This is a genomic window from Actinomadura sp. KC216, from assembly GCF_004348535.1.
GTDB lineage: Bacteria > Actinomycetota > Actinomycetes > Streptosporangiales > Streptosporangiaceae > Spirillospora.
On sequence record NZ_SMJX01000445.1, the window covers coordinates 1 to 5413 of the forward strand.

The following is a 5413-nucleotide window of genomic DNA, read 5'->3' on the forward strand; positions in this document are numbered from 1 at the left end:
GTCGGACACGCCCCACTTGGTGATGCGCAGCGCGGCCTCCGCCATAACGTCGCGGCTCATCTTGCTGGTGCCGTGGACGCGCTCCACGAACGTGATCGGGACCTCCACGACGCGCAGGCCCTGCCGGACGGCGCGCAACGCCAGGTCGATCTGGAAGCAGTAGCCGCGCGAATCGACGTCGTCCAGGCCGATCTTGTCGAGGGTCGCGGCGCGGAACGCGCGGTAGCCGCCGGTGGCGTCGTGCAGGTGGAAGCCGAGCATCACCCGCGCGTAGGTGTTGGCGCCGCGCGAGAGCGCCTCGCGGCGCTTCGGCCAGTTGCGGACCTTCCCGCCGGGCACCCAGCGGGCGCCGATGACCAGATCGGCGTCCTCCAGCGCGGTGAGCAGCCGCGGCAGCTCCTCGGGCTGGTGGGAGCCGTCGGCGTCCATCTCGACCATGACGTCGTAGCCGTGCTCGGCCGCCCACCGGAACCCGGCGATGTAGGCGGGGCCGAGGCCGTCCTTCCCGGCGCGGTGCAGGACCTTGATCTGCTCGTCGGCGGCCGCCAGGGCGTCGGCGACCTCGCCGGTGCCGTCGGGGCTGGCGTCGTCGACCACCAGGACGTCCACCGACGGGACGGCCTCGCGTACCCGGCCGGTGATGCGCTCGATGTTGTCCCGCTCGTTGTAGGTCGGGATGATCACGAGCACCCGGCCGAGGTCGGCTGGGATCTCCATCGGTGTCAATTCCCCTCGTTCGTGCCGTCCGCCGCCCGTGCGCGCCGTGCCGCCCATGCCGCCGCGCAGGCGGCGCCGAGCCCGAGCGCCGCGAGCGCCCGCTCGGGCGCGGCGCCGAGCCGGTCCGACAGCGTCCGCGACGTCCGCGCCTGGACGGTCGCGACCTGCAGGTCCGGGACGAACTCCCGGGACGTGTCGACCATCCGGCCGTCGGGGGCGACGATCGCGCTGATGCCGCTCGTCGCGGCAACCAAGATCGTACGGCCATGCTCGACCGCGCGCAGCCGGGACATCGCGATCTGCTGCGGCGGGAGGCTGGTGCGGCCGTAGGTGGCGTTGTTGGTCTGCACGACCAGCAGGTCGCCGCGCGCGACGTCGCGGACCTCCCTGTCGTAGGCGACCTCGAAGCAGATCACGTCGCCGACCGTGACGGGGCCGAGCCGCATGACGCCGGAGCGGGTGCCCTTGGCGAAGTCGCGGGGGATGCGCTCGAACCGCGTGATCAGCTTGGTGAGGACGTCGCGGAACGGCAGGTACTCCCCGAACGGGACGGGGTGCCGCTTGACGTAGTAGTCGCCGGGCCCGGTCCGCGGGTCCCAGACGATGCCGCGGTTCTCGACCTTCTCGCCGTCGGGGGTGTCGGTGAGCGCGCCGACCAGGACGGGGACGCCGACGGCCTTCACCGCGCCGTCGATGGCGTTGTAGGCGTCGGGTTCGGCGTAGGGGTCCAGGTCGCTGGCGTTCTCGGGCCACACGACCAGTTCGGGCCGGGCGACCTCGCCGGCGCGGACCCGGCGGGCGAGCTCGTGGGTGGCCTGGACGTGGTTGTTCAGGACGGCCTTGCGCTGGCCGAGGTAGTCCAGGCCGAGGCGCGGGACGTTGCCCTGGACGACGGCGACGGTGACGGGCCGCCCGGAGGTGGGGGTGGGGATCAGCGCGCCGCCCCCGGCGAGCGCCGCGATCACCGCGAGCGCCGCCACGGCGGGCGCGGCGGCGCGCCAGGCTCCCGCCGAGCGGCCCTCCCGCGCCCACCGCGCCCGGTGGGCGCGGTGGGCGACGACGGCGGCGTAGGCGAGCAGGGCGCCGATCAGCGCGGTCAGGAAGGTGACGAGGGGCGCGCCGCCGAGGGAGGCGTAGGGCGTCAGGGGGGTGGCGGTCTGGCTGAACGCGAGCCGCGCCCACGGGAACCCGCCGAACGGGACGTGCCCGCGGACCAGCTCCTCGCCGACCCACAGCGCGGCCGTCCAGACGGGCCAGCCCCGCAGCCAGGACACCAGGGAGACCGCGGCGCCGAGCGGCAGGAAGTACAGGGCCTGGACGAGGCTGAGCACGATCCACCCGTCCGGGCCGATGGCCGAGATCCCCTCCAGGACGGGCAGGAAGAACGCGGCGCCGGCGACGAACCCGAGCCAGGCGCCGGTGCGGGGCGCCTGGCCGCGCAGGGCGAGCGTCAGCAGCGCGACGCCGGCGGGCGCGAGGGGCGTGAGGTCGAGCGGCGGGAACGCGAGCCACATGACCAGCCCGGACGCGGCGGCCAGGAGGGTGCGGGGCCATCCGGCGCGGCCGCCGGCGCGGACCCGGGCGGGTAGGCCGCTCAGCCGCCCCTGCCGCGCCGCGCGGCCGGAACCGCCGCCGGATTCACCGCCGGTTCCGGCGCCGGGGCCTTTGGCCGGCGACCGGTCCGGCAGGGTCTCCTGCGCCACGTCCCACCTCGTTCCCTCGTCCTTGGTGGGAACGCTACCGGGCTCCGGCGGCCGCGGCGACCGCACGGCCGCGCGCAAGCTCGCGCGACGCGGCGGCGTGCGCGGAGGGTGGTCCCGCGGACACGGAAGCGGGGCCCAGGAGACACGGCACCCCGGAGACACGGACGCCCGGAGACACGGAAGAGGGCCCGCGACATCCGTCGGGCCGGAGTCGTCTCACAGGCGGTGAGAGCGAGGCTCCGTTTTCTACTGGATGTCCGGGCCCTTCCCGGGTCCAACCCCCCGCGCGATCGGGCGGCTCCGTCCGGGCACGGCCCCCGGATCACCGCGCTGGCTCGGGCGGGTACGTGTCGACCACTCGCGTGATCCCCGTCCCGTCGTGCGCGGCGCCCGGCGGCGCCCCGGGCGGCCGATCGGTGAGTCCCGTGCTGGACTGCAGCAAAACTACCGGCTTCCGCCACCTTGTCAACCGCCGCATGTTCTGCGGTGACTCAGTGTTTTCCCAGCTCAACCCCATGATCGTCACGCTGGGCGAATTGGCCGGACCGAATTTCGATCTTTGCCCGTGCGCGCCGCCCGGGGGCTCAGCCGCCGGGTGCGGACACGACGACGGTGCCGGTGGCGGTGACCGCGACGATCGGCTCGGGCAGCGCCTCGGCGGCCGACTCGCCCTTGTCGGGGCGCCCCCGGCACACGACGCGGGCCTCGAAGTCCATGACGCGGCTGCGGGTTCCGGCGCGGGTGAGGACGGCGGTGGTCTCCAGGACGTCCCCCGCCCGGACGGGCGCGCGGAACTGCACGTCGGAGTAGGAGGCGAACAGGCCCTCGTCGCCGTCTGTGCGGATGCACAGCTCCGTCGCGACGTCCCCGAACAGGCCGAGGACGTAGGCGCCGTCGACCAGGTCGCCCGCGTAGTGGGCGTGGGAGTAGGGGATGTACCTGCGGTGCGTGACGGACGTCCCCTCGCGCGGGTCGCTCACTGCTCCTCGTCCTCCTCGCCGTCGGTGCTGGAAAAGGTCTCGGCGGGCAGCAGGGCGTGGACGAGGTAGCTGGCGACCTCGGCGGGCGTCGTGCCCTTCCCGAAGATCCGGTCGACGCCCAGGTCGGCCTCGGTGACGGTGTCGAACCGGGGGCCGCCGACGACCAGAAGCGGCCGTCCGATCCCGCCGGCGACGGCGGTCGGGTACTCGGCGTGGAACGCGGCGGCCATCTGCTTGGTGTTGTGCAGGTGCGCGTTGCGCTGGGTGACGACCTGCGACACCAGGACGGCGTCGGCGTCCTCGGCCTTGGCGCGCTCCACCAGTTCGGCGACGGTCACCTGCGCGCCCATGTTCACCACCCGGATCTCCCGGTAGTACTCCAGGCCCTTCTCCCCCGCGAACCCCTTGACGTTCAGGATCGCGTCGATGCCGACGGTGTGCGCGTCGGTGCCGATGCAGGCGCCGACGACGACCAGCGGCCGGTTCAGCGCCCGCCGGATCGCCTGGTTGACCTCCTGGGACGTCAGCAGCGGGTAGGCGCGCTCGGGCGGCGCGGGGATGGACGCGTAGTCGATGAGGTGCCCGACCTTCCCGTACACGATGAAGAAGGTGAAGTCGGGACCCATCGGCTTGGCGTGCACGACGCTGGCGGGGTCCAGGCCCATCTTCCCGGCGAGCTGCAGCGCGGCGGCGTCGGCGCGCTTCCCGGCGGGGACGGGCAGGGTGAACGACATCTGCACCATGCCGTCGCCGGTGGTGTCGCCGTAGGGGCGGATCACCTGCCGGGCGTCGGCCGGCTCGGCCGGGGCCTGCGTCCCGGTCCCTGGGCTCTCGACCGTCATGCGGGCACCTCCTGACCGGCCGCGCCGCCCGAACAGGCCGCGTCCGGGTTCTCGGCGTCGAGGATCTCGATCGCGGGGTTGACGTAGCCGCCGGCGCGGGGGACGACGCCGTCCAGGCCCTTGCCGCCGTCGGGCGGACGGCGGGTGACGCCGAACGTGCCCTCGGCGATGGCGTTCAGGAGCCCGTCGTCGGCGATGCGGCCGAGCAGGTCGACCGACTCCGACAGCACCTGCTTCGCGCGCTGGACGAGCATGCCGTCCGGGCGCGGCATGAAGTCCTCGGCGAGGCTCCCGCAGGCGTCGCGGACGTAGCGGACGTTCTCCAGCGCCAGGTCGCGGTCCGACAGCCAGGGGGTGTGGATGCCCTCGGTCATCATCCCGATCAGGATGATCGACTGCCCGGTCAGCACGCCCGCGAGGTTGAAGAACGCGTCCAGCAGGTACCCGTTGAAGATGTTGCCGGTCATGTGCTTGGTCGGCGGCATGTACTTCAGCGGCGCGCCGGGGAACAGCTCCCGGACGAGCTGCGCGTGCGCGAGCTCCAGCCGGAACGACCCGGGGATCGCCGGGTCGATCTCGAAGGCGTGGCCGAGGCCGAGCTGCGCGTCGGCCAGGCCCGCCTCGTGCCCGAACCGCTCGTTCAGCAGCTGGCTGACGATCACGGTGTGCGCGGCGTCGACGGCGTCGGCGGTGGTGAGGTAGTTGTCCTCGCCGGTGTTGATGACGATGCCGGCGCGGGCGTGGATCTGGCGGGAGAAGCGCTGGTCGATGAACGTCCGGCGGGGGTTGATGTCGCGGAAGATGATCCCGTACATGCAGTCGTTCAGCATCATGTCCAGGCGCTCCAGCCCGGCGAGCGTCGCGATCTCCGGCATGCACAGGCCGGAGGCGTAGTTCGTCAGCCGCACGTACCGGCCGAGTTCGCGCGACACCTCGTCCAGCGCGGACCGCATCAGCCGGAAGTTCTCCCGCGTGGCGTAGGTGCCGGCGTAGCCCTCGCGGGTGGCGCCCTCGGGGACGAAGTCCAGCAGCGACTGCCCGGTGGAGCGGATCACCGCGACGACGTCGGCGCCCTCGCGCGCGGCGGCCTGCGCCTGCGGGATGTCCTCGTAGATGTCGCCGGTCGCGACGATCAGGTACACCCTGGCTCTAATACACATCTCATGCTCCC

At 73.2% G+C, this 5413-nt stretch carries 5 protein-coding genes; all 5 read right to left on the minus strand.

The annotated features are described in order from the left end of the window. On the minus strand, nt 1-717 hold a 717-nt coding region (locus tag E1264_RS39595), incomplete at its 3' end, for a polyprenol monophosphomannose synthase (protein WP_132182223.1). 5 nt (nt 718-722) lie between these two features. Beyond that, a complete protein-coding gene (gene lnt, locus E1264_RS39600; protein WP_243711457.1) occupies nt 723-2420 on the minus strand; it encodes an apolipoprotein N-acyltransferase in 1698 nt (565 codons plus the stop codon). A 584-nt stretch (nt 2421-3004) separates the two neighbouring features. Continuing rightward, complete coding sequence (locus E1264_RS39605) at nt 3005-3400, minus strand: hotdog fold domain-containing protein (protein ID WP_132182225.1); 396 nt, start codon at nt 3398-3400, stop codon at nt 3005-3007. Then, nucleotides 3397-4242, minus strand: coding sequence for an OAM dimerization domain-containing protein (locus E1264_RS39610; protein ID WP_132182227.1), 846 nt, complete (start codon nt 4240-4242; stop codon nt 3397-3399). The genes E1264_RS39605 and E1264_RS39610 overlap by 4 nt, the downstream gene beginning before the upstream one ends. Then, on the minus strand, nt 4239-5413 hold a 1175-nt coding region (locus E1264_RS39615; protein WP_132182229.1), incomplete at its 5' end, for a lysine 5,6-aminomutase subunit alpha. The genes E1264_RS39610 and E1264_RS39615, both read right to left, overlap by 4 nt.